General features: G+C 37.2%; 26 protein-coding genes and 1 tRNA gene. 13 read left to right on the top strand and 14 right to left on the bottom strand.

Translation table 11 applies throughout. The features are described from left to right. The first annotated feature begins 1 nt into the window (after position 1). On the top strand, positions 2–1099 hold the full coding sequence (locus AWV75_RS02285) for a DUF4465 domain-containing protein (RefSeq protein ID WP_060872821.1): 1098 nt from the start codon (positions 2–4) through the stop codon (positions 1097–1099). 140 nt (positions 1100–1239) lie between these two features. After that, positions 1240–2112 (top strand): DMT family transporter, encoded by an 873-nt coding sequence (locus tag AWV75_RS02280; RefSeq protein WP_060872820.1) that lies wholly within the window; start codon positions 1240–1242, stop codon positions 2110–2112. Here the strand turns inward: AWV75_RS02280 and AWV75_RS02275 are convergent. Continuing rightward, entirely contained in the window at positions 2109–2612 is a 504-nt protein-coding gene (locus tag AWV75_RS02275; protein WP_060872819.1) for a DUF456 domain-containing protein, read from the bottom strand. The two genes, AWV75_RS02280 and AWV75_RS02275, sit on opposite strands and share 4 nt — an antisense overlap. A gap of 50 nt (positions 2613–2662) precedes the next feature. Here AWV75_RS02275 and AWV75_RS02270 point away from each other — a divergent pair, with 50 nt between their 5' ends. Further along, positions 2663–3142: a hypothetical protein gene (locus AWV75_RS02270; RefSeq protein ID WP_060872818.1), complete on the top strand. Its 480-nt coding sequence runs from the start codon at positions 2663–2665 to the stop codon at positions 3140–3142. 132 nt (positions 3143–3274) lie between these two features. On the opposite strand, the gene AWV75_RS02265 is transcribed toward AWV75_RS02270, so the two are convergent. Continuing rightward, on the bottom strand, positions 3275–4213 hold the full coding sequence (locus tag AWV75_RS02265; RefSeq protein WP_060872817.1) for a hypothetical protein: 939 nt from the start codon (positions 4211–4213) through the stop codon (positions 3275–3277). Positions 4214–4273: 60 nt separating this feature from the next. On the opposite strand from AWV75_RS02265, the gene ruvC reads away from it, so the two are divergent. From ruvC to AWV75_RS02245, 4 genes are read left to right on the top strand one after another with little or no spacing between them, the layout of a single operon-like run. After that, positions 4274–4828, top strand: a complete 555-nt coding sequence (gene ruvC / locus AWV75_RS02260; RefSeq protein ID WP_002989453.1) for a crossover junction endodeoxyribonuclease RuvC — start codon at positions 4274–4276, stop codon at positions 4826–4828. After that, a complete protein-coding gene (gene hemW / locus AWV75_RS02255) occupies positions 4828–5961 on the top strand; it encodes a radical SAM family heme chaperone HemW (protein ID WP_060872816.1) in 1134 nt (377 codons plus the stop codon). The genes ruvC and hemW overlap by 1 nt, the downstream gene beginning before the upstream one ends. Before the next feature lie 4 nt (positions 5962–5965). Continuing rightward, positions 5966–6736 carry a cyclase family protein gene (locus AWV75_RS02250; RefSeq protein ID WP_060872815.1) on the top strand — a complete coding sequence of 257 codons (771 nt, stop codon included), beginning with the start codon at positions 5966–5968 and terminating at the stop codon, positions 6734–6736. A gap of 11 nt (positions 6737–6747) precedes the next feature. After that, positions 6748–7119 carry an MmcQ/YjbR family DNA-binding protein gene (locus AWV75_RS02245; protein WP_060872814.1) on the top strand — a complete coding sequence of 124 codons (372 nt, stop codon included), beginning with the start codon at positions 6748–6750 and terminating at the stop codon, positions 7117–7119. A 32-nt stretch (positions 7120–7151) separates the two neighbouring features. Here AWV75_RS02245 and AWV75_RS02240 read toward each other — a convergent pair whose 3' ends face one another. From AWV75_RS02240 to AWV75_RS02210, 7 genes are all read right to left on the bottom strand, one after another. After that, a complete protein-coding gene (locus tag AWV75_RS02240; RefSeq protein WP_060872813.1) occupies positions 7152–7589 on the bottom strand; it encodes an energy transducer TonB in 438 nt (145 codons plus the stop codon). A gap of 92 nt (positions 7590–7681) precedes the next feature. After that, positions 7682–7978: a hypothetical protein gene (locus AWV75_RS19065; RefSeq protein ID WP_231737939.1), complete on the bottom strand. Its 297-nt coding sequence runs from the start codon at positions 7976–7978 to the stop codon at positions 7682–7684. 307 nt (positions 7979–8285) lie between these two features. Beyond that, on the bottom strand, positions 8286–8813 hold the full coding sequence (locus AWV75_RS02230) for an energy transducer TonB (RefSeq protein WP_060872812.1): 528 nt from the start codon (positions 8811–8813) through the stop codon (positions 8286–8288). A gap of 265 nt (positions 8814–9078) precedes the next feature. Further along, a complete protein-coding gene (locus AWV75_RS02225) occupies positions 9079–10323 on the bottom strand; it encodes a M56 family metallopeptidase (RefSeq protein ID WP_082711011.1) in 1245 nt (414 codons plus the stop codon). A 4-nt stretch (positions 10324–10327) separates the two neighbouring features. Continuing rightward, on the bottom strand, positions 10328–10693 hold the full coding sequence (locus tag AWV75_RS02220) for a BlaI/MecI/CopY family transcriptional regulator (RefSeq protein ID WP_060872810.1): 366 nt from the start codon (positions 10691–10693) through the stop codon (positions 10328–10330). A 166-nt stretch (positions 10694–10859) separates the two neighbouring features. Continuing rightward, positions 10860–11885 (bottom strand): NAD-dependent epimerase/dehydratase family protein, encoded by a 1026-nt coding sequence (locus AWV75_RS02215; RefSeq protein WP_060872809.1) that lies wholly within the window; start codon positions 11883–11885, stop codon positions 10860–10862. 65 nt (positions 11886–11950) lie between these two features. Then, a complete protein-coding gene (locus AWV75_RS02210) occupies positions 11951–12526 on the bottom strand; it encodes a Crp/Fnr family transcriptional regulator (RefSeq protein ID WP_060872808.1) in 576 nt (191 codons plus the stop codon). Positions 12527–12658: 132 nt separating this feature from the next. On the opposite strand from AWV75_RS02210, the gene AWV75_RS02205 reads away from it, so the two are divergent. After that, complete coding sequence (locus AWV75_RS02205) at positions 12659–13192, top strand: hypothetical protein (protein ID WP_060872807.1); 534 nt, start codon at positions 12659–12661, stop codon at positions 13190–13192. A 31-nt stretch (positions 13193–13223) separates the two neighbouring features. Here the strand turns inward: AWV75_RS02205 and AWV75_RS02200 are convergent, their stop codons facing one another. Next, positions 13224–13805, bottom strand: coding sequence for a tRNA-(ms[2]io[6]A)-hydroxylase (locus AWV75_RS02200; RefSeq protein ID WP_060872806.1), 582 nt, complete (start codon positions 13803–13805; stop codon positions 13224–13226). A 120-nt stretch (positions 13806–13925) separates the two neighbouring features. On the opposite strand from AWV75_RS02200, the gene AWV75_RS02195 reads away from it, so the two are divergent. Next, positions 13926–15158 carry a glycosyltransferase family 4 protein gene (locus AWV75_RS02195; RefSeq protein WP_231737937.1) on the top strand — a complete coding sequence of 411 codons (1233 nt, stop codon included), beginning with the start codon at positions 13926–13928 and terminating at the stop codon, positions 15156–15158. A 21-nt stretch (positions 15159–15179) separates the two neighbouring features. Here the strand turns inward: AWV75_RS02195 and AWV75_RS02190 are convergent, their stop codons facing one another. After that, on the bottom strand, positions 15180–16568 hold the full coding sequence (locus AWV75_RS02190; protein ID WP_060872804.1) for a dipeptidase: 1389 nt from the start codon (positions 16566–16568) through the stop codon (positions 15180–15182). Positions 16569–16716: 148 nt separating this feature from the next. Between AWV75_RS02190 and AWV75_RS02185 the strand changes: the two genes are divergently transcribed. Continuing rightward, positions 16717–16798, top strand: a tRNA-Leu gene (locus tag AWV75_RS02185). A 137-nt stretch (positions 16799–16935) separates the two neighbouring features. Beyond that, positions 16936–18246 carry a DEAD/DEAH box helicase gene (locus tag AWV75_RS02180; RefSeq protein ID WP_060872803.1) on the top strand — a complete coding sequence of 437 codons (1311 nt, stop codon included), beginning with the start codon at positions 16936–16938 and terminating at the stop codon, positions 18244–18246. A gap of 52 nt (positions 18247–18298) precedes the next feature. Here the strand turns inward: AWV75_RS02180 and putP are convergent, their stop codons facing one another. Together putP and AWV75_RS02170 are read right to left on the bottom strand one after the other, a co-directional pair. Beyond that, on the bottom strand, positions 18299–19828 hold the full coding sequence (gene putP, locus AWV75_RS02175) for a sodium/proline symporter PutP (protein ID WP_060872802.1): 1530 nt from the start codon (positions 19826–19828) through the stop codon (positions 18299–18301). A 192-nt stretch (positions 19829–20020) separates the two neighbouring features. Beyond that, the gene (locus AWV75_RS02170; protein WP_060872801.1) at positions 20021–21808 is read right to left on the bottom strand and encodes a hypothetical protein; all 1788 of its coding nucleotides are present in this window, start codon (positions 21806–21808) and stop codon (positions 20021–20023) included. Positions 21809–22257: 449 nt separating this feature from the next. Between AWV75_RS02170 and AWV75_RS02165 the strand changes: the two genes are divergently transcribed. Both AWV75_RS02165 and AWV75_RS02160 read left to right on the top strand, forming a co-directional pair. Next, complete coding sequence (locus tag AWV75_RS02165) at positions 22258–23094, top strand: mechanosensitive ion channel family protein (RefSeq protein WP_060872800.1); 837 nt, start codon at positions 22258–22260, stop codon at positions 23092–23094. A gap of 54 nt (positions 23095–23148) precedes the next feature. Further along, positions 23149–24048, top strand: a complete 900-nt coding sequence (locus AWV75_RS02160) for a glycoside hydrolase family 25 protein (RefSeq protein WP_060872799.1) — start codon at positions 23149–23151, stop codon at positions 24046–24048. 3 nt (positions 24049–24051) lie between these two features. Here the strand turns inward: AWV75_RS02160 and AWV75_RS02155 are convergent, their stop codons facing one another. After that, complete coding sequence (locus AWV75_RS02155) at positions 24052–25137, bottom strand: ABC transporter permease (RefSeq protein ID WP_060872798.1); 1086 nt, start codon at positions 25135–25137, stop codon at positions 24052–24054. Between the last annotated feature and the right edge of the window lie 8 nt (positions 25138–25145).

The following is a 25145-nucleotide window of genomic DNA, read 5'->3' as shown; positions in this document are numbered from 1 at the left end:
TATGAAAAAAAGTTTTTTGCGTCTTAGCGCCTTATTTGTTCTTGGGCTAAGCTTAGCAACGGTAACACTGACGAGTTGTTCTAGTGATGACAGTAGTGTGTACAATGTATCAGTTGACAAAGGAAGTCTAGCAGCAGTTACCTTTCAAGAAGTTGTAATTGATCCACAAGTAGAAACACAAGGAGGCGTGTTTACTTGGTTTGATCATACAACGAATGTTGTGATATCAAAGGAAGCAGTTTTAAAGCATGCTTTCCAAACACCTGGAGTTCATAATATCTCATTAAAAATTGAACGTGGTAGTAACGTACAATTGTATAAGTATAGCGTTGATGTTGCAAAATCAGATGATTTTGGATACGTAAAATTGAACCTTGCTGATTTTGATTTCACTGATGGTGTAGCAACAGCTGGAGGGAAGATTTGGAAAGATACGTTTACAGAAGATGCCGCTTTAGAATCTGATATCTTTTCGTTTAACCATAATGCTATTGAAGAATGGGATACCTGGTATGGATTTACTGTTTCTAACAGTTCAGATAACAGCAACCACGTGGATACTGAAGAAGGCTGGGTGAAAAACCAATGGGGATCTATGGCACAAGGAGGAGTTGATGGAGTTGGAAAACCGTTTTTAGTGGCTTATGCGGATCATAAACCCGATGCAAGTGTATTACAACAAGGAGCAGAAATCGAGGTAGAGAACTTTAGTGCTGTAGTCACTTTAGATGATGAAAATAGATACAAAGCAGTAAGTACAGCAGTAGCGCTAAGCCCATGGGCTTATTATGGAATTGCTGAAGGAGATGACTATGCAACTAAATTTAAACAAGGTGATTATTTTGCACTTCAAGTGTATGGGGTAGGAGCAGATATGAAATTAACGTCTGCACAACCTGTAACTCATTATTTGGTTGATTTTAGAAATGGAGTTCAAGCAATTAATAAAAATTGGAGTACTGTGGATTTATCTTCTTTAGGTGAAGTGAAATACTTGTTATTTTTCCTTGAAACTACGGATGTAAACGCACAAGGATATGCCAATACTGCCCTGTATTTTACAATGGATAAATTAACGGTTGATACAATCGAAGAATAAAAACAAGATAAAAATGAAGAAGCCCTATCCAATGTGATGGGGCTTTTTTGTTTTGTCAAGGAAAAACAAAAATGCAAAAAACACCTGACCACAAGAAAAACTAACGTATTTTGCACAGTAAATGTAAAGCATACAATCTCATGGCAAATAAACCTAGAATTGCACTGTTTATAGGAATTTTGTGTATTTCTATTTTCCCTGTTTTAGTTAAAATGGCATTAGTGCCAGGCTTAATATCCGCCTTCTATCGCATGGCAATTGCAGCTCTGTTCATTGTGCCTTATGCGTTGTTTACCAAGCAAATCAAAGTATACGATCGCAAAACCATGGTATTGATTGTTTTGTGTGGAATGTGTTTTGGGTTGGATATTGGTGTTTGGAATATTGCTATTCAAGGCTCCACAGCAACTCAGGCCACCTTACTTGGTAACTTGGCTCCTGTATGGGTGGGCATAGGAAGCTATTTTTTCTTGCAGATTAAACCTACAATTAATTTTTGGTTGGGAACCATTCTAGCTTTGATAGGCATGGTGACGTTAGTAGGCGTTGAGGTATTTGTGAACTTATCATTTGATATTCCTTTCCTGTTTAGTATCCTGTCTGGGTTACTTTATGCAACGTACATTTTAATGAGTAAAAAAGTATTGGAACACGTAGGTGTTGTTTCCTTTATGTCCTATAGTATTTTTGTTTCGACTATTTTTCTCGCTATTTTAAATGTAATCATGGGGTCCGCTTTTACAGGTTTCTCTGCTGAAGGATGGATGACTTTAGTCGTACAAGGTGTTGTTTGTCAGTTATTGGCGTGGTTGCTTATTAGCTATGCTACTCAAAATATGAGAGCTACTCGTGTGTCGTTGAGTTTGCTGAGTCAAGCCTTATTTGCCGCTTTGTTAGCGTGGTATTTCTTAGATGAATCAATTTCGCTACAAATGGTCATTGGCGGTTGTATTATCCTTGTAGGTATAGGAATTACTTTTATCAATAAACCTCTAGTAGGACAATCCAATTAGAAACTATAAGCAGCAAACTTCTGGATGAGGAGTAAAACGCCCCAGATTAGAAAGGCAATACCTAGTACCACTTTCAAAAAAGTTGAAGCTAAGAATCCAATAAAAGAGCCAATAGCTGCTTTTAGCGCACGAGAAACGTCTCGACTATCCAAGATTAATTCACCAATCAAAGCGCCTAGAAATGGACCTAAAATAAAGCCAAATGGGATGGGAGCAATGATTCCTATGATTAGACCAATATTGGTTCCCCAGATGCCGTACTTACTTCCGCCAAAACGCTTGGTTCCTTGTGCTGGTATGACATAATCTAAAATAGACACGACAATCGTAATCAGTAAGCTTCCCCAAAGCGCAATCGAACTGATTTCAACTCCATCGACAAAATACAAGCATAGTATGCCTAACCAGCTAACAGGAGGCCCAGGTAATGCAGGTAGAACACTGCCAATAATACCAAAAATTAGTAGTAAAAGGCTTAAGATTAATAAGAAATAGTCCATCTCTATTTTTTTTGTATTTTTGATTAACTAAAGTACAACATTATTATTTCATGAAATCGAGTTGGATTATTTTCTTTTTTCCCATTGTATTCACTTCTTGTCAGTGGATGTCCGCTCAGCTTCCCAATGAGCAAGAATTGCTAGAGGAAGAGTTGAATAAAATTGATTGGACTAAAGTGGATACGTATCCCAGTGTAGCTAGTTGTGATTCTATTTTTGATGAAACAGCTCGAAAAACCTGCTTTTTCGACTATATCACAGCCGCTTTAGAGGAGAATTTACGCGTAGATACTCTTCGTGGTACCTTTGCAACACTGGATACCTTAAAAGTTCTGGTGACGATTCAAGCAGATGCTCAAGTTTCATTGTCTCTTTATCAATTAAATGACAGTTTAAAACAACAATTAAAAAGTGTAGATAGCTTATTGGTAGAAAAAAGCAAGAAATTTCGCGAACTTTCTCCTGCAACGAAAAGAGGTGTTCCTGTAACAAGTCAATTTGTGTTGCCACTTGTTTTGCATAAGCAATAAGAGAAAAGGCTCCGTAGGGGGCAAATGGCAATTTGGCATTAACTTGATTTATTGGTTGTAAAAGAGAATCAACAGAAAAGCAAAAGAGCAACAAACAAATTGCAACGCATGGAGATAAAAAAGCAATCAAGTTTATTTTTTTACTTTAAAAGTTAAGACAAAGTAGCTTCCAATAGAAATCGGTAATACAATATTCAGTAACCAAATTAGGGTAGCCACTAAAGCAACAACCCATTGATTTACATCCAAAGCAGAAAAAATAAACAGGGCGATACTTCCTTTTACGGCGAATTCTAAAAATTGAAAATTAGGGAGAGAAGAAGCTAAAAGATAAATAGCTGATACCGCGCATAACAACTCAAAATAAGGAATATCTACTCCAAAGAGATAGTATAAAATTACATATTGATGGGTGAATGATGCGTAGCGCAATAGAGCTAAAAATAAATTTTTACGATGCGTTTTTTGGGGAATAGCTCGAAGCATCTGAATCACAGTATTGATCGAATATCCCTTAATGCTTAAATGGCGAAAAGAAAAAACGAAAAGAATAATTATTGCAGCAATTCCATAGAGAATCCACAAGTAGTAAGGTGGAATAAATTGATGGGTGTAATTGAGAATGGTCAAACCAAGTAAACCAAACAAAATGGCATAAATCACTTGAACACCATTGCAAACCATATTGAGAAAAATGACCCTTCCAGTATCTTTTTTAGAAAAATACAAGGCTTTTCCTGCATATTCTCCAATACCATTGGGCGTGAAAATTCCTAAGGTTAACGCACTCAAAACTTGTTTTGTCGCTTGTCCAATTGTAACGGGTTGAATCAAAGAAGATAGATTCTGCCATTTCAAAATCTCAACAAAGCGATTGGAAAAAGTCAAGAAAAGCAAAGCCAATAAGGCCCAAGTATGTTGGGGATCAACCAAAACTTCTTTGAGCAAATTCCCATCCAAAGTAGCATCACTGGAGAGTTTGTTATAGATATAATAAAAAGCACTACTTACGACAATAATCTTAAGTAGAAGTACTAGGAATTGCTTAGTTTTGTTGGATACAATTTTCATTCATGCAAAGTAAATCATATTTTTTGGTCTTGATGAATAGGAAAGAAAAAAAGTAAAGATTTGACAATAGATAGAATTATATTAGGGATTGATCCAGGAACAACCATCATGGGGTTTGGACTGATACGTGTGGTAAATAAGAAGATGGAGTTTATTCAATTGAATGAATTACAGTTGAATAAATATGATGATCACTATACTAAACTGCGTCGAATTTTTGAACGTACTATCGAACTAATTGAAACACATTGTCCAGATGAAATCGCTATTGAAGCGCCCTTTTTTGGAAAAAATGTGCAGTCTATGCTGAAGTTAGGGCGTGCACAAGGCGTTGCAATGGCTGCCGGACTTTCTCGTGGAATTCCCATCACCGAATATGAGCCTAAGAAAATAAAAATGGCCATCACAGGTAATGGAAATGCGAGTAAAGAACAAGTAGCAAAGATGCTCCAACAACTTTTAGGATTAAAAGAATTACCCAAAAACCTTGATAGTACGGATGGTTTAGCGGCGGCGGTATGTCATTTCTTTAATTCAGGGAAAACCGTTGTAGGAAAGTCTTATACGGGTTGGGATGCTTTTGTTAAACAAAATCAAGATCGAGTAAAAAAATAATGGCTGGTATTTATATTCACATTCCTTTTTGTAAGCAAGCTTGTCATTACTGTGACTTTCACTTTTCTACTTCGTTAAAGAAGAAAGAAGAGATGTTAGCCGCTATTCAAAGCGAGCTTTTCTTGCGCAAGGATGAATTAGCAGGGGAACACATTGAAACCATTTACTTTGGAGGAGGAACACCAAGTATACTAGCTGTTGAGGAGATCAATATGTTGATTGATACCGTTTACCAGCAATATACTGTTGTAGAACAACCTGAAATCACATTAGAAGCCAATCCAGATGATTTAGATGCTGAAACGATTCAGCGTTTAGCACAATCGAAGGTCAATCGTTTGAGTATAGGCATTCAATCTTTTGGAGAAGAAGACCTCAAAATGATGAATCGCGCACATAATGCACAAGAAGCAATTAGTTGTTTAGAAGAAGCCGTACAATATTTTGATAATATTTCGATTGATTTAATATACGGAATACCCAATTTATCCAATGAACGTTGGATAGACAATATTCAGCGTATTTTAGATTTGGGGATTCCCCATATTTCTTGTTATGCACTTACTGTTGAGGAGCGTACAGCCTTAAATAAACTCATCCAAAAAGGAGTGATCCCCAGTCCCAAAGAAGAAGTCGCTCATGCGCACTTTATGCTGTTGATTGAAAAATTAAGAGCCAATGGATATATCCATTACGAGTTGTCTAACTTTGCAAAACCAGGATATTATTCTAAAAACAATTCAGCGTATTGGCTGGGGAAAAAATATCTAGGTATAGGGCCATCGGCCCATAGTTTTGATGGGCGATACCGAAGTTGGAATATTTCGAATAATCCTTTGTATATCAAAGCAATTGAAGCTGGTGAGTTGCCATCTGAGATAGAAGAACTCTCTGTTGTTGATCGATATAATGAATATGTCATGACGGGATTGCGAACCATTTGGGGAGTTGATTTGACGCGTGTTTCGAATGAATTTGGTGCTGAATTTTACAATTATCTCGTTCAAGAATCCGCTTCATTTATTGCAGATGGATTCATGCAAAAACAAGAGAATATTTTAACGATAACCGATAAAGGAAAATTTTTAAGTGATGGTATTGCATCTGATTTATTTTGGTTAGATTTGAACTAAAACATTGAAAGCAACTCTCTCTATTTCCAATCAGACTTATGCTGTTGACTTTTCACAGCCTATTGATATTTCTATTCCCTTGACGAATACAGATGAAAACCCCATTGCTTGGTATTTGGATAAACCTTCTATTGAACCAGTACGCATGGGAGATTGGGTAGGGAAAGTAAGTGAAGGACAATCTTCGACGAATTTTAATACCATTGCGTTTAATCCCCATGGACATGGAACACATACGGAGTGTTTGGGGCATATTACGCGCGAATTTTATAGTATTAATGATACGTTGAAAACTTTTGTTTTTCTCGCACAAGTACTAACTGTAACACCAGAACGACAAGATGATGGAGATGCAGTGATTACTTTGACACAAATCCAACGTCAATGGAATGAACAAGAACAAACAGCTGTTGTTCTTCGTACTTTGCCTAACCAAGAAAATAAAAAACACAGTAAATATTCCCATACAAATCCTCCATATTTAGCTGCAGATGCGGCGGCTTTTTTACGCGAAAAAGGAATCAAACACCTATTGATTGACTTACCAAGTGTAGATAAAGAAAAAGACGGAGGAGAATTAGCGGCCCATAAAGCTTTTTGGAACGTGAAGAATGTGAATCAAGTAAATGATGACGCTCAATTCGATGCGACGATTACAGAGCTCATTTATGTAGCCGATGAGGTGGTAGATGGGATGTATATTTTAAACATTCAGATTGCCTCTTTTGTCAATGATGCCTCGCCGAGTAAACCAATTTTGTATCAAATTTTTTAACCTCATACCCGATGGATGTACATGTGATTTACGATTATTGTTTAGCTAAAAAAGGAACAACAGAAGATTTTCCTTTTGATCAAGAAACATTGACTTTTAAAGTAGGGGGGAAGATTTATCTCTTGCTTAATTTGACGAAATGGGAGCAAGGAAACTGTTTTATCAATTTAAAATGTGATCCTGAAAAGGCAGAAGAATTACGTGCTGATTACAGTGAAATTGTGCCAGGGTATCACATGAGTAAAAAACATTGGAATAGTGTACACCTTGGTGGTGCTGTACAATGGACCTTGCTCAAAATGTTAATTGATCATTCGTATGCATTAGTGTATGCTAGTTTGACTAAAAAAGTCAGGGATAGTTTAGACGATGATAGGGTGTAAAGGGAAAGGGGCTACTTTTAGTACGGCTCTTTTTAGTTTGATACTTCTTCAATTTGGGGATAAGCTGTAATAGGAAGTGTCATTTTAAATCGCACAGGCTTTTCCTTGATTAGCGCAGGTTTCCAGGTCTCTAATTTTTCGAATGCGGTTCTTACATTTTGTTCGATATCGTATCCGAAATCTTTCAATACACTAATTTGAGAGACATGCCCATTTTTCTCTATGACAAATTGAACAACAAAAACTAATTTTCGCACAGAAGGATCAATTTTTGGCGGTTCAAAATTAGCGATAAAGGCTTTGTTAAAGGCAGATATTCCTCCAGGATATTCAGCTGGCGTATCAACAAAGGTATAAATATCGTTATCATCCTGTACTTGTTCCTTTTGAGTATTAGTAGGAACAAGTGTTTGCGCTGAGGTACGACCTAATGCAATACAAAATAAAAAAATAGTAAGGTGAATTTTCATTTAGTAGTTTTTAGGTGGATTAAAGGTAATAAAAAAAAGAGCGCTTAAACGCTCTTCTTGATTTTTTTATAAAAAAATGTTAACACCATAGATTACGCATGTTTTGCTTCTTCGTCTGCGGGATCAAGTTGTAGCGTAATAGGCAATGTAAATTGACTGCGTACTAATTTTCCATGGTCTTTTGCAGGAATCCATTTTTTGGTTTTTCTGATAATAAAAGGAACAAGAAGTTTTACCTTTAGGTTACTAAATAAAAAGGAAGAATTTTTTTTACGTTCATATTCTTCTAATAGTAGTTTATGAAGCTCAACAGACTGAAACATTTGAATAAATAGGGCACCTTGCGCACGTAACAATTGTTCTTGTTCATCAATACCTAACTCGTTCAAGGTGTTGGATTACTTTTTGTTGAACTACCACTGTATCTTGAATTTGTGCTAACGCATCGTAACCCAAACGCTCGGGGTAATTGACAAGGATAAAATCCGAAAACTTGGCTGTTCGCTGACAGAAGAGGCTTGGGGAAAAGATGATTCTACTTCTTTGATTTTGATAAAAGGATTAGCATCATAAAAAGATACATTTAGAAAATTAGTATAATTTTTAAACCTTGATGCTGCTGTCTGTGCAAGTCCTAGTGTTGTTAGTAACAAAAGGAATAGGGCATATAGTTTAAAAGATTTTTTTGAATTATATCTATATGGCTGGTTTTGTTAGATCTGTAGGATTGGTTTGATTTATTTGATTCGAATGATTTATTTTACCAGATCCAACAATAGTAATCGGTACGGTAAATTGACTGCGTACTAGTTCTCCATTGTGTTGAGCTGGAACCCAATTTTTAGTTTTAGCTAGTGCCGCTAGCGCTGCCTTGGATATGTCTAAACCAGGGTTTTGAATGACTCTCATATCACTTAAACTTCCGTCTTCTTCAACGATAAACATTAAGACAACACGGGTATCAGTAAATACGGGTCTTGAGAGTTTAAAGTGTCTTATAAAATCTTTATTAAATGTACGCAGACCTCCTGGGTAAGTTGCAGGATTTGAAGGGGTATCAATTATTTCGTCAGAAATTTCTTCTTGTATGGATTGAGATACAACAGCTTTTTTTTGGGATTTATCTTGTGCAAATACAGGAGATGCTCCCATAAAAATAAAGAAAGTCAGGGTACTCAAAAGAGAAAATGTGTGTTGTAGGTGTTTGGTTTGGTCTTTCAGCATGATAAAATGTGGGTTAAATAATAGGAAATAAATTTCTCAATGAATGTTCATTTGGTAGATAGGTTCAGTATAAGTAAACTGGTATAACTTTTCTTGTATTTAAGCTATATCTATTAAAAAGACAATATTTTATTTTATTTTTTTGATAAATATAGCTTAAAAATTGAAGCTGAGAAAATGAAATCTTCGCAATAGATTTTTTCTTTTACATAAAACTAAGTCGCACGCTATTGAAAAAGCAAACAATTATCCTTACGAAGAGGAGCTAAGCCTCTTTTGTTGTTTCATCTGCTATTGGATTTTGTAAGGTAATAGGCAATGTAAATTGACTGCGTACTAATTTTCCATGGTCTTTTGCAGGTATCCATTTCTTGGTTTTTGACAATGCATTTAGTGCTGCTTCTCCTACGCCAAAACCAGGATCTTTCAACACTTTAATCTCATTCAAGCTTCCATCTTTTTCTACGATAAACATCAGAATTACACGGATAGATTCTCCTTCAAATGCGGGTGATTCAAAGTTGGTAATAAAGTCCTGATTAAAAGCCTGTATTCCTCCTGGATAGGCGGCAGGTTCTGTGACTGTAATGTATACTTCATTAGGATCCTTTTTTTGTGTTGATTGGGATACAATAGGTTCTTGTTTCGGTTTGTCTTGAGCAAAAACGGTAGTCATACCTAAGAAGCTAAAGAAGGTCAATGTAGCAAACACAGCAAAGGTGTTTTGTAGTGGGTTGTTGTTTTTTGTAAGCATAGTAAAACGTTTTTTGGTTAAATTAAAATTGAATGAACTACTGAGAGGTTGTTCATTGTGTAAATAGGTTTGGGTTAATAGTAATTGTAGGTATTCTTGTGTTTTTTGTTGGGAAGAATTAAGCGTGTCATCGGCCAAAAATTCATGATTCAACGCCATCTGTTGTTGGTACCAATATAAAAGAGGTTGAAACCAAAAGAGTATTTTCAGCCCTTCAATCAATAAAATATCAAAAGAGTGATGCTGTTTCACGTGATTGTATTCGTGTAAAATAATTTTATTCGTCCAATCAATGGGAATATGAAGCGGCAGGTAGATGGTTTGTCTAAATGTAAATGCAGCATCTAGATGATGGAGTAATACAAATTTTTGTCCTTTTTCATAGACTTGAGTCCCCTGTTGTGCGAAGCGACTAAACCGGCGAAGCGAAAGAAAAAAGCGAACCAACATAATTAACACACCTAGCCCATAAATACCCCAAAGAAGCGTAGATAAGGTCCATATCGACGAGGCAGACGAAGCCACCTCGATTTGCGGTGCAATAATCACTTCATTTAATTCCTGTAATTTAGTATTTGTCGTGGTCAATATACTAGTTGAAGGTATTTTGATTAGAGGCAAAATAAAGATAAAAACAAGAGCAAAAAGCAAGTAATATCTTTTGAATACATGGATCTTCGTTGATTCTAAGAATAGCTTGTATAGACTGATGGTTAACAACAGTAAGAGTGTAGTTTGGATGAGGTATAGCAGCATAGGGTTATTTTTTTAGTTGATCTTCTACAATCTTCTTCAACGCTTCCAATTCCTTTTTACTCATCTTGCTTTTTTGCGTAAAAAAAGAAGCAAAAGAGAAAGCTGAATTATTGAAGTGTTGTTCGACCATGGTGTTAAGATGTGTTTCGAAATAATCCTCTTTTTTGATTAGAGGAGTATACGCTCTTGAGTTTCCAAACATTTCATACGTAATGAAACCTTTTTCTGTCAGTCGTTTAAGCAAAGTTGCTAAGGTCGTTTGTGCCGGCTTAGGGTCTGGGTATTTATCCAATAATTCTTTGGAAAAAGCTGTTTCTAAATCCCAGATATACTGCATTAATTGTTCTTCAGTTTGAGGTAGTTTTATCATAAGTATATGGTTGTATAGGAGTGAATCTATCTATGTAGATGTTATTCTACAAATATAGAATAAATAAAATAAAAACAAAGCAAGTACATTATTTTTTTTAAATCCTGCATTTGCTTTATCGGATTATAGAGGAAAAAACATGTAGTCTTAGTGTGTAAGTAACTGATTAATAGTTTGTTGTTTTTGATGGTATTTTGTGTTGCATCAGATAGTCAAAGGCTTCTTTCAGTGCTTGTTTATTATTTTTAGGACGAAACCCCAATTCATTTTTTGATTTCGAAAGATCAAAATTTTGCTGTAAACCAGAAAACATAGCAATATCTTTTCTAGTTAAAATAGGAGGATTTCCATTTAGTTTAGCTAGTAATTCCATTAATCCAGCCATGAAGTATAGTACAAATTTAGGAACGGATTGCGGAATTTTGAGGCGTAATTCTGGATAGAGTTCTTGTGCGAGTTTTGTGGTATCCGTTATCGTCATACAGGTCTCATTCGCTAGAATATATCGCTCTCCTGGTCGCCCTTTTTGTGCCGCTAAATAACAACCTTCAGCCACATCCTTCACATCAACCCAGTTTAGAGTAATCTTTGTGTCTAACGGGATTTTTTTATTGATAATGAGGTTCAATACCCCATAAGAAACATTAAGAGGTAAAAAAGCTTCGCCGCCAATCATTGCACCTGGTAGCACTGAAATAAGATCAATGTTGAACTGTTTGGCTAATTGAAAAGCAAGTTGTTCGCCGTCATTTTTTGAATTGTAATAGCTATCCCTACGATCTAAATTGTATCCGTTGCTTTCTTTTGTAGGTAAATAACGATAGTCCAAAGCAGCAATAGAACTTACATAAATGATTCTTCTTACTCCAGCCTCTGCAGCAGCTTCTAGTGTAAATCGCGTCCCTTGCATATTGACATCGTAAATTTCCTTTTTTGGGTCTTTGGCCCATAGTTTAAAGGCAGCACCTACAGCATAAAAAGTATCTACGTCTTGTAATGCTCTGACAAAAGAGGCTTTGTCCGTAATATCTGCTTGTACTATTTCGCAATCTAATCCTTCAAAACAAGTGATATTGTTTAGATTTCGAACAGAAGCGCGAACAGAATACCCTTTACGGAGCAATAATCGAACTAAATTATTTCCTAAATGGCCATTTGCTCCTGATACTAATACTAATTTTTTTGTTGTCATATCTGTTAACTTTTAAATGATGAAACAAAAATCACTATTTGCATTCAGTCTAAAGTTCTCAAATGTTACCAAATCATTTGCTTGCGAATTCTACTTAAACTTTTTGGATTCATCCCTAAAAAGGAGGCAATATATTGCAAAGGCACATGTTGCAGTATTTCGGGATAGTTTTGGGTTAGTTTGATATAGCGTTCTTCCGCTGTTAAAGTGGCTAATTCTTTGGCTCTATTTTCATTATAGACTAAAGACTCTTCAAAGACTTTCAAGCTAAAAGCTTTAAAGGCTAGACTTTCTTGAATGAGTACATCAAGATCACTTTTTTTAATACGCAGCAGCACACAGTCTGTGATACACGCTAAGGATTCTTCAGATACCTTCTGTTGAGTAAAATTGACATAAGAGGTGATAAAACCTGGAGGGCAGTTGATATGAGTGGTCACTTCGTCACCTTTCGCATTGTAGTGGAAAAGGCGAACGAAACCCGAAACAACAAAGTATAAATAGTGTGGAATCTTTCCTTTTTCTTCTAAAATACTGTTTTTGGGTACCGCAATGGATTCAAAATAGGAAATACAATTTGCTCTTTCTGATTCAGAAAGTGTAACGTGGTTTGAAATCAATTGGAGTAGAGAAGTATGCATCTAACAAAGATAAAGAATATCAGCTTACTCGTTTTGATTTCAAGAAAAAAGAAGAGTGAAATACAATTGGAATTCTGATGATTCTCAGTACATTTACTCTTGTCAATCACCCATGTACATTTTTATATCCATATGATTTTTGAGTTATTAGCTAAAGGGAATACCAGCTTAGCCAGCCGAAGGGACATTATTCAACAATTGTCAAAGGAGCATGAAGTAATTTCTATTTTAATTGACTTTACTTTTGATACGCAATCCAAAGTAAATGTTTTGGCTAGTATTGTTTTGGATGATTTAGTGCAAGCGAATCCCTTGTTGTTAGATGACCATGTTGAACGCTTTATTCATCAATTGCCGTCAGTCAAAGATGAAAGCGTCAAGCGACTAACAAGTAAAATGACGATTGTATTGGTTGAAAAACGCCAAAGTTTGTTGAATACAAGTCTTGAGGAAGCGATCCTCGATCAGTGTTTGATTTGGTTAACTTCAGAAACGAAAGTGGCAACAGAAGCCAATGCCATGCATATCATCATGCGGTTGGCTATGAAGTTCCCAGAACAAGCCAAGTTAATTGCCGAATTAATTGAAGTTAGATTTGCTGCCAAAACACCTGCTTACCAAAGTAAGGCTCGAAAATTATTGAAGAAAGTCAGCACATTGAAATAAAAAATGCGAGTGTACTACTCGCATTTGTATATTATCCGTGAATATGTTCTTTTGTTCCGTAGCTCTGAATTAAATTCCCTTCAAATTCCAACCACTCTTTCCAACGTTGATCTACATCTACGCGTTCCGTGTATTTGCGTGCGAATTTTAAGAAGGTCGTATAGTGGTTTGCTTCAGAAACCATTAAATCATAGTAAAACTTAGCCAATTCTTCGTCTTTGATATTTTGCGATAAAACGCGAAAACGCTCACAACTTCTCGCCTCAATCATAGCAGCAAAGAGTAAACGATCAATGAAAGCATCATTTCGACTTCCATCTTTTTTGCAGAATTTAACCAATTGATTGACATAATCATCCTTGCGTTCGCGCCCTAAAGTATAGCCTCTTTCTTTGATGATTTCGTGTACCATCTTGAAATGCTCCATTTCTTCAATAGCAATTGCGGTCAATTCGGTTACTAAATCCTCGTGTTCTGAATTGTACGTAATCAACGTAATGGCATTGGTTGCGGCTTTTTGTTCGCACCAGCAATGATCCGTCAAGATTTCTTCAAGATTTGATTCTGCAATATTTGCCCATCTTGGATCAGTTAAAAGTTTAAGTCCTAACATAGTTCCTTTTCGTTTGTAGCAAAAATACTAAATATAATAGAGATTAAAAATTAAGGAGAGATACTGCTTTAGAAGCTGTACTTTTGTAAGATGGAGCATTCGTTAAAAAGGAAAAAAATATTGATCATTGGGCAGGTTTGGCCTGAATCTCGTTCATCCGCAGCTGGTAAACGAATGTTGCAGCTATTGGAGGTTTTTCAAGGATGGGAGATGCAGATTTACTTTGGATCAACTGCGCAAAAAACGCCTTATAGTGATGATTTAGCGCCTTATGATGTGAAAGAAGTAGAGGTTTTCCTCAATGACGAGCGCACCGATCAATTCCTAGCGGATTTGCAGCCCGATTGGGTGATGTATGACCGTTTTATGATTGAAGAACAATTCGGGTGGCGTATCAACGCACAATGCCCTCATACGTTAACCTTACTCGATACAGAAGATTTACATTTTTTGCGCTATGCTCGCCAAGAGCAATACAAAAAAGGAGAAGGTAGCTTGGATGATTATCTGTATAGTGATCGAACAAAACGAGAACTCGCAAGTATTATGCGATGTGATTTAACCCTGTTGATTTCTAGTTTTGAATTTCATTTGTTGACAGAAACTTTTCAAGTACCCACTGAAGGTCTCTTTGTGCTGCCTTTTTTAGAAGAAGAAATCACCCAAGAACAACAGCAAAACTGGAGAACCTTTGAAGAGAAAGAAGATTTTGTCTTTATTGGAAATTTTATTCACGAGCCCAATTGGCAAACCGTTTTGCGATTAAAAACAGCGATTTGGCCCGTGTTGCGCAAGCGATTGCCTCAAGCAAAATTGCATATTTACGGAGCTTATCCATCTGCTAAAGTATTGCAATTACACAAGGAGCAAGAAAATTTCTTCATCCACGGTAGAGCGGAAGATGCTTTGACAGTAATTGCAAAAGCTCGAGTGCTGTTGGCTCCTATTACTTTCGGAGCAGGAATTAAAGGGAAGTTTATTGATGCCATGCGCGTTGGCACACCCAACGTAACCACTAAGGTTGGCATCGAAGCCATGGCAACTCCGGAAGAATGGTGTGGGTTTTGTGCGGATGAAGTAGAGGAATTTGTTTCCAAAGCAGTTGAACTTTATCAAGATGAAGCTCTTTGGAAAATCAAACAACAAAAAGGAATCGATTTAATTGAAAAGTATTATAGCAAAACACACTATACGGCCGCATTTAAAAAGAAAATAATTCATTTGGATGCGACGTTGGAACAGTACCGCAAGACCCATTTTTTAAAAGAAGTATTCAAATACCACAGTGCACAAAGTACAAAGTATATGGCTCTCTGGATTGAGGAAAAAAATAAACATAAAAAAAGCGAGTAAAGATATTTACTCGCTTTTTTATTATTTTGCTAATTCCATATAGTATTTATAGAACAATGGAATGGTTTCAATTCCTTTTAGGTAGTTGAATACACCAAAGTGCTCATTCGGAGAGTGGATCGCATCAGAGTCCAATCCGAATCCCATCATAATTGATTTAGATCCTAATTCTTCCTCAAATAAAGCGACAATTGGAATACTTCCTCCTGAACGTACTGGAATTGGCGTTACACCGAACGTATCTTCATACGCTTTTGCAGCCGCTTGATATCCAATAGAGTCGATAGGCGTTACATAGCCTTGTCCACCATGATGAGGTTTTACTTCTACTTTTACCCCTGCAGGTGCAATGCTTTCAAAGTGTTTTTTGAACAATTCCGTAATTTCTTCCCACTCTTGGTTTGGAACTAAACGCATCGAGATTTTTGCGAATGCTTTACTAGCGATAACCGTTTTGGCTCCTTCACCTGTATAACCGCCCCAAATTCCATTGACGTCTAATGTTGGACGAATAGAGTTGCGCTCATTAGTTGTATATCCTGCTTCTCCATATACTTCATCAATATCCAATGCCTTTTTGTAATCGTCTAAAGAGAATGGACGTTTTGCCATTTCATCTCTTTCTTCGCGAGAAAGTTCTTCTACTTTATCGTAGAATCCTGGAATCGTGATATGATTGTTTTCATCATGTAAGGAAGCAATCATCTTTGTTAATACGTTGATTGGGTTAGCTACTGCTCCTCCGTATAATCCAGAGTGTAAATCTCGGTTTGGTCCAGTTACTTCAACTTCAACATAACTTAATCCTCTCAATCCAGTTGTGATAGAAGGCTGTTGATTAGAAATCATTCCAGTATCAGAAATCAGAATAACGTCGTTTTTCAATTTATCGTGGTTTCTTTTTACAAACCATCCTAAACTTACTGATCCAACTTCTTCTTCCCCTTCAATCATGAATTTCACGTTACATGGTAAAGTATTTGTTGCAATCATATATTCAACCGCTTTCACGTGCATGAACATCTGTCCTTTGTCATCACAAGCTCCACGTGCGAAGATTGCTCCTTCTGGGTGAATCGGTGTTGTTTTAATTACAGGCTCAAACGGGGGAGAGGTCCAAAGTTCAATTGGATCTGCTGGTTGTACGTCATAATGACCATAAACCAATACCGTTGGAAGAGCAGGATCGATGATTTTTTCACCATAAACAATAGGATATCCTGGTGTTTCGCACAATTCTACATTGTCGCAACCTGCTTTTATTAAATTTTCTTTTACTGCTTCTGCTGTGTTTATTACGTCTTGAGAGTACGCACTATCTGCACTAATAGAAGGCTTTTTAAGTAGTTCAATTAGCTCATCTAGAAGACGTTGCTTGTTTTCTTGAACAAATTGTTTTGAATCTTTCATAGTATGTATAGAACCAGTTATATTATTCCTTACAAACATAAGAATAAAAAAAAATTATTTTTTTCTTGCGCATTAAAAAACAGGTTGTATATTTGCAACGTCTTAAAAGAACAACAGTACACAAGTGTACAGCGGTTCTAAGCCACCTGCGGGTGTGGTGAAATTGGTAGACACGCCAGACTTAGGATCTGGTGCCGCAAGGTGTGTAGGTTCGAGTCCTATCACCCGCACTAAAGCCTCTTCGAAAGAAGAGGCTTTTTTTATGCCTTGAAGTTTGAGTTCATCAAAACCTTATAAAAAATAGAAATCCAAAAAAACTGTCAACAGTGAACCGTAAACCGTTCACCAAAATCCCTACCTTTGCCAGATGAATCAAGCAGATATCCTTAAAAAATTGGAGATTGCAGCACTCAATGAGATGCAGCTTCAAACCCTTCAAACCGCGCAGGCGAAAAATAGTATGGTTTTATTATCCCCTACAGGGTCGGGTAAAACATTGGCTTTTCTGTTGCCAATTGTTCAACGATTAAATCCTGCAGTAAAAGGAGTCCAAGCCGTTATTCTTGTGCCTACGCGTGAATTGGCTTTACAGATTGAAACGGTGTTTAAGAAAATGGGAACTGCTTTTAAAATCAATGCCTGTTATGGTGGACATTCCACACGTACGGAATTGAATAACCTTTCTTCTCCACCTGCTGTTCTTGTTGGCACACCAGGGCGTGTGGCTTTTCATATTGAAGAGAATTCCTTTGATACAGCCCAGGTACAAAGCTATGTGATTGACGAATTCGACAAGGCTTTAGAAATGGGGTTCCAAGACGATATGGATTACATCATCCAATCGTTTGATCACCTGAAGTTTCGCATGCTGACCTCTGCAACGGCGCTTAAAAAAATACCTGCATTCACGGGAATTGAAAATCCCACCATCCTTAAGTTTTTGAAATCGGAAGCTATCCAACCGCAATTGACATTTAGCAAAGTAGTTTGTCCTGCGGAGGAGAAATTAGAGGCTGTTATTCAATTGATTGGAAAAATTGGCAAGGATACGATTTTAGTTTTCTGTAACCATCGAGATGCAGTAGCGCGAATCAGTGAAACCTTAACCAATAAAGGAGTCGCTAATGGAGCTTTCCACGGTGGATTACTACAAGAAGATCGAGAGCGTGCTTTGATGAAGTTTCGCAATAGAAGTTGTCATATTCTAATTTCAACGGATTTAGCCGCTCGAGGTTTAGATATCCCTGAAATTGGGCATGTTATTCACTATCAGATTCCAGAGAAGGAAGATGCATTTATTCATCGAAATGGACGAACTGCGCGTATGAAGGCGAAAGGAAAAGTATATATCATGGTTACTGACGAGGAACAGTATAGCTTTATTGATGCCGATATGCCCATCGAACAACTCAAAGGAACTTATACCATTGACAATACTACTGACTTTAAAACGATTTATATCAGTGCTGGAAAAAAAGACAAAGTCAATAAAGTAGATATTGTTGGTTATTTAATTAAAACAGGCGGTCTTCAAAAGGAGGATATCGGATTAATTGATGTACGCGATACCCAAGCTTTTGTGGCCGTGCGTACCGCTAAAATCAAGCCGCTCTTGCGTACACTAGAAAATACCAGATTAAAGAATAAGAAAGTTAAGATTGCTGTAGCTAAGGATTAAGTTTATCCTTAGCTGCATCTAATTGTTTTGATAATATACGCGCTGCTTACATTTATTTTTCGCTGTGATATTTCGTCTGAGCAGCTTTAAATTGCTGTTTCATTGCTGGAGTCGCTGATGGCCCAAACGTAGAGACAAGATAGATACTGAGTGCACTCAATGTAAATCCGGGGATGATTTCATACAACGGTTCAGGATAACCAAAAATAAAACCACCTAAAACCTGTTGTTGGAAGGAGGGCCAGAAGATTACGGTTAGTCCTCCAACGATAATTCCGGTTAAAGCCGCTCTCCCTGTTGTTTTAGCAGAGAATAAAGAGAAGAGAATCAAGGGTCCAAAGGCTGCACCAAAACCAGCCCACGCACGAGAGACCAAGCCTAGAATGCTGTTGTTTTCATCCAAGGCAAGGCACAAGGCAAGAAAGGAAATCAGTAAAACGGCTAAGCGACTCGTCCAAACTAATTCCCGTTGATGAGCGTTGCGTCGAAAATAAGAACGATAAAAATCGTGCGTTAATGTACTCGATGCCATGAGTAGCTGAGCACTTAATGTACTCATAACTGCCGCTAGGATAGCGGATAGTAGAATTCCAATGACCCAAGGATTAAAGAGGTAGTGAATTAGTTCAATAAAAATCATTTCATTGTTTCTTTGTACAGTGGCTGCTTGATTAGGATGAGCTTGGAAATAACCGATCCCCAAATAACCAATAGCAACAGCACCAAATAAGCAGAACAACATCCACGTCATGCCTATACGACGAGCATTGCGCATCGTCTTTGCACAATCTGCAGCCATAAATCGAGCTAGGATATGCGGTTGCCCAAAATAGCCCAAGCCCCAAGCAACAGCACTTAAAATAGTGATGAGATTGACGTTGTGGATGAGATTGGAATAGGGTATTTGATGGATTTGAATAGCCAGTTCCATCTGTTCTTGAATTTCAGACCATCCCCCAAGAGAAACAACAATCATGATAGGCGTTAGGATTAAAGCAAATAACATCAATGACGCTTGCAGGGTATCACTCCAACTGACGGCTAAAAAACCGCCAATAAACGTATAGATAATGGTAGCTAATGCACTAAGTAGTAAGGCTTGGAGGTAAGGGAGATGAAAGATAGTTTTGAATAGTTGGGCCCCTGCTACCATACCAGAGGCACAGTATAAGGTGAAAAACAGAAGAATAGCAAGAGCTGCGATTGTTTTGACTAATTGACCTGTAGAGCCAAATCGATGCAAGAAAAAATCAGGTAACGTCAAAGCGTTGTGGTTGCATTCTGTATGGACGCGCAATCGACCTGCTACGAGGCGCCAATTGAAATAAGCACCAATTAGCAAACCTATTGCAATCCAGCTTTGTGCTAATCCCGATTTAAAAATACTGCCCGGTAGCCCCATTAACAACCAACCAGACATATCGGATGCACCTGCTGATAAAGCTGTTACTAGTGGTCCCAAACGGCGTCCACCAAGAATGTAATCTGAAAAGTTTTTGGTTCTCAAATAGGCGATAATACCGATGCCTAAAATAAGCAACAGATAAAGGGAAAAGGTCAATACGGTAGGGTTGAGTTGCATTTTTATTTTTAAAACTAAATAAAAAAAATCGCAATACCTTGACGATGTGTGATATAAGTAAGTATTTGAGGGTAGATGTTTTAATTGTATACGAATAGTAGAAGCAATTAAAACGAGAACGAGTAGAATTAAAAAAATCAGGTTCTCAAAAAATGAGAACCTGATGACAATCAAAAAAACTAATTAGGGGGGCTATGCGTGTAACAACGCTATTTTGCTGTTGTTTAATTCTTCGAGGATCTTCGATTGATGATTCGTAAAATAAACAGTATCATCTGTGAATAGAGCTTCATAATAGGCGATACCAGCGAGTAAATTCGCTCTGGTTTTCTCTATTTTTTTCATTTTTAAAGGTGTCGATTCTAGTTCTAATTGACTTTTCTCCTGTTTGAAATGATCCATATACATGCGCAATTCCTTTAAAAAGAAATGGGGACGGTTATCATCTGCTATAATATTGGTTCGTCCATAAATATGGTGCATCATATTTTTGAGCGACACTTCCTTAGTGAAATAGGCAATATTAGGTCCAGGACAAATAACAACGCCTTGTTCTTCTCCTTTGATTTGCAAGTCGTTTTCTAAAAAAGAAGCATTAGCTAAACCAATACACAGACATGCTTTTTCTGTAATGGCATTGAATTTCTGTTGATAAGCTGCTTCGGTTAACGTTTCTTTCTGACTTTTTAAAGCCTCTAGTTCGATGGTTTGATACTTGCGTGATGCAGTACAAATTCCTTCATTATCATGTGTTTTATCTAGAGCTAAATATTTGCGTGGGCATGAACTTCCCGCTTTATCTTTGGCAATGCGCTGCGCTTTGTGAAATTCATTTGTCGTTCCTTTAATGTTGTTAAAGGGAATACCCAATGGGGAAACGTGACTTAAATATAAATCTTCTTCTTTGGCATTAGCCAAAAGTTGACGGGTGGCAACATCCACAGAAGTCGCTTCGGGAACTAAGAGGAACGGAGATCCCCATCCCACAGAATCTACTTGGTAATAATCCAGTAGAAATTGATGCTCAGCCGCTGTTCCAACGCCTCCTTGAGCTGTAATTTTTAACTCCAAAGGCGATGAAGGTACAAAGCGCTTTTTCTGTGCTAAAGCCTTACACATCAAGTCGTGGGTAGTTTCAATTAATTCATGACGTTTGGTTTTGAATTCTTCTAAAATCACACCTAGTAAATAACCATCAGTAGCAAATGCATGGCCACCACAATTTAACCCAGATTCAATGCGGTATTCAGATACCCAAAGTCCTTTTTTTGCCAAAAAACTCCCCTGAATTAAGGCAGAACGGTAATCACTTACTTTTAAGATGATTTGCTTTTGTAACGTTTGATCAGGTGTCGGATAAAAGGCGTCAAATTCTTCAAAGTAGCTGAATAACTTTGGGTTCATCCCCGCAGAGAGTACCACTGAAGAATTTAAACTACTGTTGCTAAATCCTCGTAAAGCGGCATGTGCATCGTTGTATTTAGCCGGTAGTGATTCTTTTTTATCAAAGTTTTCACGATCTACTTTCGTCATAATATTGACGTCAATAGCTCCTGGAGTCAGATAGGTGTCGAGAATATTTTTGAGGTTGTCCACAGAAATCTTGTCGTCAATATACGTTTGTAATTGCTTGCGGATATCGGATACGGTAGGCAATAGATCAATATAATCTTCTACGTTTTTTTTACTTTGAAGTAAATCCTTTTTGAGGTGGTCAAATTTTCGTTTTACAATGGTATCCAGTGTGTTGAGGTAGGCAGTGATGCGCTTGGCTCTGAAATCTTCTATTTTTTTCGTAATCTCTTGGTAAGGCAATTCGAATTTCTCACAGTAGAATTTATTCATGCGCTCAATAAGCTCATCATCCATAACGGATAACGTTGAAGCTAGTCCATATTGTGCAACGCGTACAGGACTATCAATGGTGTAAGCGAGCCCCATCACAGGAATGTGAAAGGAATGCAAAGGTTTTATTTTCATTCGAGTTCAGGTTTAGTTGTAAAGGGCGAAAAATAGCTAAATTATGGTGTGCGAGAGGTGATATTTATCATACTAGAATGAATTTTTGAAAATCTTTTTATTTTTTATATCGTGTTGATAGTTTGAGGGTTACTGATGCTATTGGAGATGTTGAATGCCTATTTATAAGCGTAATGAAGGACTCTGCCGTACTTGTTTTTAAAGAGAAGCAATTAGATACGATTCTCGTGTTATCCAATTCGGATGTGTTGCAAGAAAATCTAAACTATTTTTCCTCTCTTGTATACCCTTAAAGCAAAGAGGAAATGGATTCAGATTTGTTTTTATTTGCCTCAATTCTTTCAATATTTCTTATAAAGCTTTAAATTTATCAATTGGATGGTTCATAAAAGTGACTTTTCAACGATTGCGAGTCCAAATAGTATAGTTAACTTAATAAGAGACTTATTTTGAATTTAAAACTACTGCTTTCTAAGTTTTTAGAATATGAGCTTTATACAAGCAAGTCATTGAGTATTACAATAGGTACGATTCTCTTTATCGTTTTTACCTTGTTAATCACCAAGTATGGATTGACCTTTTTGCGTAAAACCGTAATTAAAAATTCACCACCTGATGTTGCTTTGCGCTTGAGAAGTGTATTTAATTTTGTCAATTACTTCATCTATGTGATTATGTTCTTTTTCATTCTCAATGTAGTTGGATTGAATATTAGCATGTTCTTGACCACTTCAGCAGCTCTATTTGTTGGATTGGGGTTTGCCCTTCAAGATATTTTCCGGGATATCATTGCGGGTATCTATATTCTATTTGATAAAACCCTGAATATGGGGGATGTCATTGAAGTGAATGGACAAGTTGCTCGTGTAAAAGCGATTCACCTAAGATGTACGATTGTAGAAACGCGAAATTTAAAGGATATTGTAATTCCTAACCGCAAGTTAATTGATGATATTGTGTACAACTGGACACATGAAGATCCTATTATTCGTGCGCGAATTGATGTCGGGGTATATATTGGTACAGATGTAGAACTAGTTAAAGCTGTTTTACTTTCTGCTGTTGAAGATAATAAAGATGTATTGAAAAACCCTCAACCGATTGTTTTTATTGACCAGTTTGGAGATTCATCGATTCGCTTTATTCTGTATTACTTTATCGAAAATGCGTTTGATAATGACCGGATTTCAAGTAATATACGCTTTGCTATAGACAAGAAATTTAAGCTGAATAATATTGCACTTCCGGTACCGGTACTGAAAGTAGATCAAACACCTGTAGCGTAATTCAGTTGAATGACGTTCAGGTAAAATACGTACTTTTGTCTTTTTAATGTAATTATGGCTTCTACAAAATACGGAACTGGAAAAAATTCTCCCATAGCAGTTGTGAATCAAAAACAACCCGCAAGAAGAAAGCCAACGCCTCGACGCCCAAAGAAGAAGAAAAACACGGCAACATTTACACGCATCAAATGGGGGTGTATTGTGGTGGTTTTGCTAGGGGCAGGTGTATGGTTTGGTATTACTTTTCAAGAGGGAATTAAGTACTTTTTTAGTGCTCAACGCAAAGAGGCGGATGAGAAATCCTTTTTTGATTTTAGAACAGTAGAAGTATTACAACGTCACCATAATCGCATGATTGGTTTTGACGTTTCTCATTATCAAGGTGTTATTGATTGGGAGGTCGTGGATTCTGTGGCTCAACGTGCACCTTTGGAATTTGTTTTTGTACGCGCAACGATGGGGGATGATGGAAAAGATAAAGCCTTTGATTTAAATTGGAAAGGCGCACGAGCCAATCACTTTATTCGCGGGGCTTATCACTATTATCGTCCAGATGAAAATTCCATTAAACAAGCAGAAAACTTTATTGCAACTGTAAAATTATCAGAAGGAGACTTTCCTCCTGTACTCGATATTGAGGATCTACCCAAAAAACAGTCCATGGAAAATTTAGTTCTGGGATTGAAACGATGGATGGAAATGATCGAAGAACATTATGGCGTACAGCCTATCTTATATTCAGGAGAACACTATTATACCAATCACCTCCAGAAATGGTTTCCCGATCATATTGTTTGGATTGCTAATTACAATTTCTTTGTGGAAGAAATAAAGCCTGAATGGCATTTTTGGCAATTTACAGAAAAAGGAGTAGTAAAGGGAATTGATGGTAAAGTAGATCTAAATATCTACAACGGAAACAAGTCTGACATTCGCAATATCCTAGTCAAATAAACGCTATTTTCTCACGTCAAATGCATCGCGGATGGCGTTGCCTAACTGGGTAAAGCACATGACAATGACAAACATAGCAAAACCGGGTAATAGTGCCAAATACGCTTTGCCTACTAAGATATAATTGTAGTTTTCTTTAATCATAGCTCCCCAACTTGGTGTGGGTACTTGGGTACCAATACCTAAAAAGCTCAATCCACTTTCAACTAAAATAGCGGAAGCAAAGTTGGCTGCTGAAATCACGATAACTGGTGCCATGCAATTAGGTAAAATATGTCGGGTAATGATATTGTAATCCGAATAGCCTAAAGCACGAGCAGCGGTGATATATTGCTGCTGTTTCACGCTAATAACCTGCCCTCTAACAACACGAGCAACTTCCACCCACATAGTCAGTCCGACAGCAATAAAGACCTGCCAAAATCCTTTGCCTAACGCGAGCGTAATAGCAATAACGAGTAAGAGTGTAGGAATAGACCAAAAAATGTTGATCACCCATAAGATAAAAGCATCTGTTTTACCGCCATAATATCCAGCGATAGCACCTAAGCTAATACCGATAATCAAGGAGATGGAAACAGCAATGAAACCAATTGCCATTGAAACACGAGACCCTAATACTAATCGACTGTAGTAGTCTCTACCTTGATTGTCTGTTCCCAACCAAAAAGTTTTCTGTTGAATTAAATCTGCTTTTTCTTCTGCAGAGAAAGAAGCCAAGGCTAGTTTTTTCTCTTGTGCTAAATCACTTAGTTCAGTATAAGGTGTGTAAAATAAGGTGTCTTGTGTTATGCGATGACTAAGAAGTGGAATCTGTTCTCTGGGGGTCTTGCGGCCAAACCAATATTCGGGCCAAGTAGTAGTTGCAGGGGCAGGAAAAACCAGTACAGCGGTGCTGAAACCAGGATGTTTGGAACGAATAGCTAAATCCCCTGCATTAGCATGTTGCGATTGATCTGGAATGATGAAATACGCAAACACACTGACCAGAATAAAAAAAATGATGACCCAAAAACACAAAACGCCCCGAAAATCTTTTTTGAATTTTCGGAGCGCAATACTTGTGTTACTATTCTTATTTCTAGCCATTAAACTAG

The organism is Myroides odoratus, from assembly GCF_001549985.1.
GTDB lineage: Bacteria > Bacteroidota > Bacteroidia > Flavobacteriales > Flavobacteriaceae > Flavobacterium > Flavobacterium odoratum_A.
Note: the sequence above shows the minus strand (reverse complement) of the source record. Positions and strands in the feature narration are given on the sequence as shown.

Excerpts from the sequence above, each read along its gene's own strand:
- AWV75_RS02285 (WP_060872821.1), top strand. The coding sequence starts at position 2 with ATGAAAAAAAGTTTTTTGCGTCTTAGCGCCTTATTTGTTCTTGGGCTA.
- AWV75_RS02280 (WP_060872820.1), top strand. The coding sequence starts at position 1,240 with ATGGCAAATAAACCTAGAATTGCACTGTTTATAGGAATTTTGTGTATT.
- AWV75_RS02275 (WP_060872819.1), bottom strand. The coding sequence starts at position 2,612 with ATGGACTATTTCTTATTAATCTTAAGCCTTTTACTACTAATTTTTGGT.
- AWV75_RS02270 (WP_060872818.1), top strand. The coding sequence starts at position 2,663 with ATGAAATCGAGTTGGATTATTTTCTTTTTTCCCATTGTATTCACTTCT.
- AWV75_RS02265 (WP_060872817.1), bottom strand. The coding sequence starts at position 4,213 with ATGAAAATTGTATCCAACAAAACTAAGCAATTCCTAGTACTTCTACTT.
- hemW (WP_060872816.1), top strand. The coding sequence starts at position 4,828 with ATGGCTGGTATTTATATTCACATTCCTTTTTGTAAGCAAGCTTGTCAT.
- AWV75_RS02245 (WP_060872814.1), top strand. The coding sequence starts at position 6,748 with ATGGATGTACATGTGATTTACGATTATTGTTTAGCTAAAAAAGGAACA.
- AWV75_RS02240 (WP_060872813.1), bottom strand. The coding sequence starts at position 7,589 with ATGAAAATTCACCTTACTATTTTTTTATTTTGTATTGCATTAGGTCGT.
- AWV75_RS02230 (WP_060872812.1), bottom strand. The coding sequence starts at position 8,813 with ATGCTGAAAGACCAAACCAAACACCTACAACACACATTTTCTCTTTTG.
- AWV75_RS02225 (WP_082711011.1), bottom strand. The coding sequence starts at position 10,323 with ATGCTGCTATACCTCATCCAAACTACACTCTTACTGTTGTTAACCATC.
- AWV75_RS02220 (WP_060872810.1), bottom strand. The coding sequence starts at position 10,693 with ATGATAAAACTACCTCAAACTGAAGAACAATTAATGCAGTATATCTGG.
- AWV75_RS02215 (WP_060872809.1), bottom strand. The coding sequence starts at position 11,885 with ATGACAACAAAAAAATTAGTATTAGTATCAGGAGCAAATGGCCATTTA.
- AWV75_RS02210 (WP_060872808.1), bottom strand. The coding sequence starts at position 12,526 with ATGCATACTTCTCTACTCCAATTGATTTCAAACCACGTTACACTTTCT.
- AWV75_RS02205 (WP_060872807.1), top strand. The coding sequence starts at position 12,659 with ATGATTTTTGAGTTATTAGCTAAAGGGAATACCAGCTTAGCCAGCCGA.
- AWV75_RS02200 (WP_060872806.1), bottom strand. The coding sequence starts at position 13,805 with ATGTTAGGACTTAAACTTTTAACTGATCCAAGATGGGCAAATATTGCA.
- AWV75_RS02190 (WP_060872804.1), bottom strand. The coding sequence starts at position 16,568 with ATGAAAGATTCAAAACAATTTGTTCAAGAAAACAAGCAACGTCTTCTA.
- AWV75_RS02180 (WP_060872803.1), top strand. The coding sequence starts at position 16,936 with ATGAATCAAGCAGATATCCTTAAAAAATTGGAGATTGCAGCACTCAAT.
- putP (WP_060872802.1), bottom strand. The coding sequence starts at position 19,828 with ATGCAACTCAACCCTACCGTATTGACCTTTTCCCTTTATCTGTTGCTT.
- AWV75_RS02170 (WP_060872801.1), bottom strand. The coding sequence starts at position 21,808 with ATGAAAATAAAACCTTTGCATTCCTTTCACATTCCTGTGATGGGGCTC.
- AWV75_RS02160 (WP_060872799.1), top strand. The coding sequence starts at position 23,149 with ATGGCTTCTACAAAATACGGAACTGGAAAAAATTCTCCCATAGCAGTT.
- AWV75_RS02155 (WP_060872798.1), bottom strand. The coding sequence starts at position 25,137 with ATGGCTAGAAATAAGAATAGTAACACAAGTATTGCGCTCCGAAAATTC.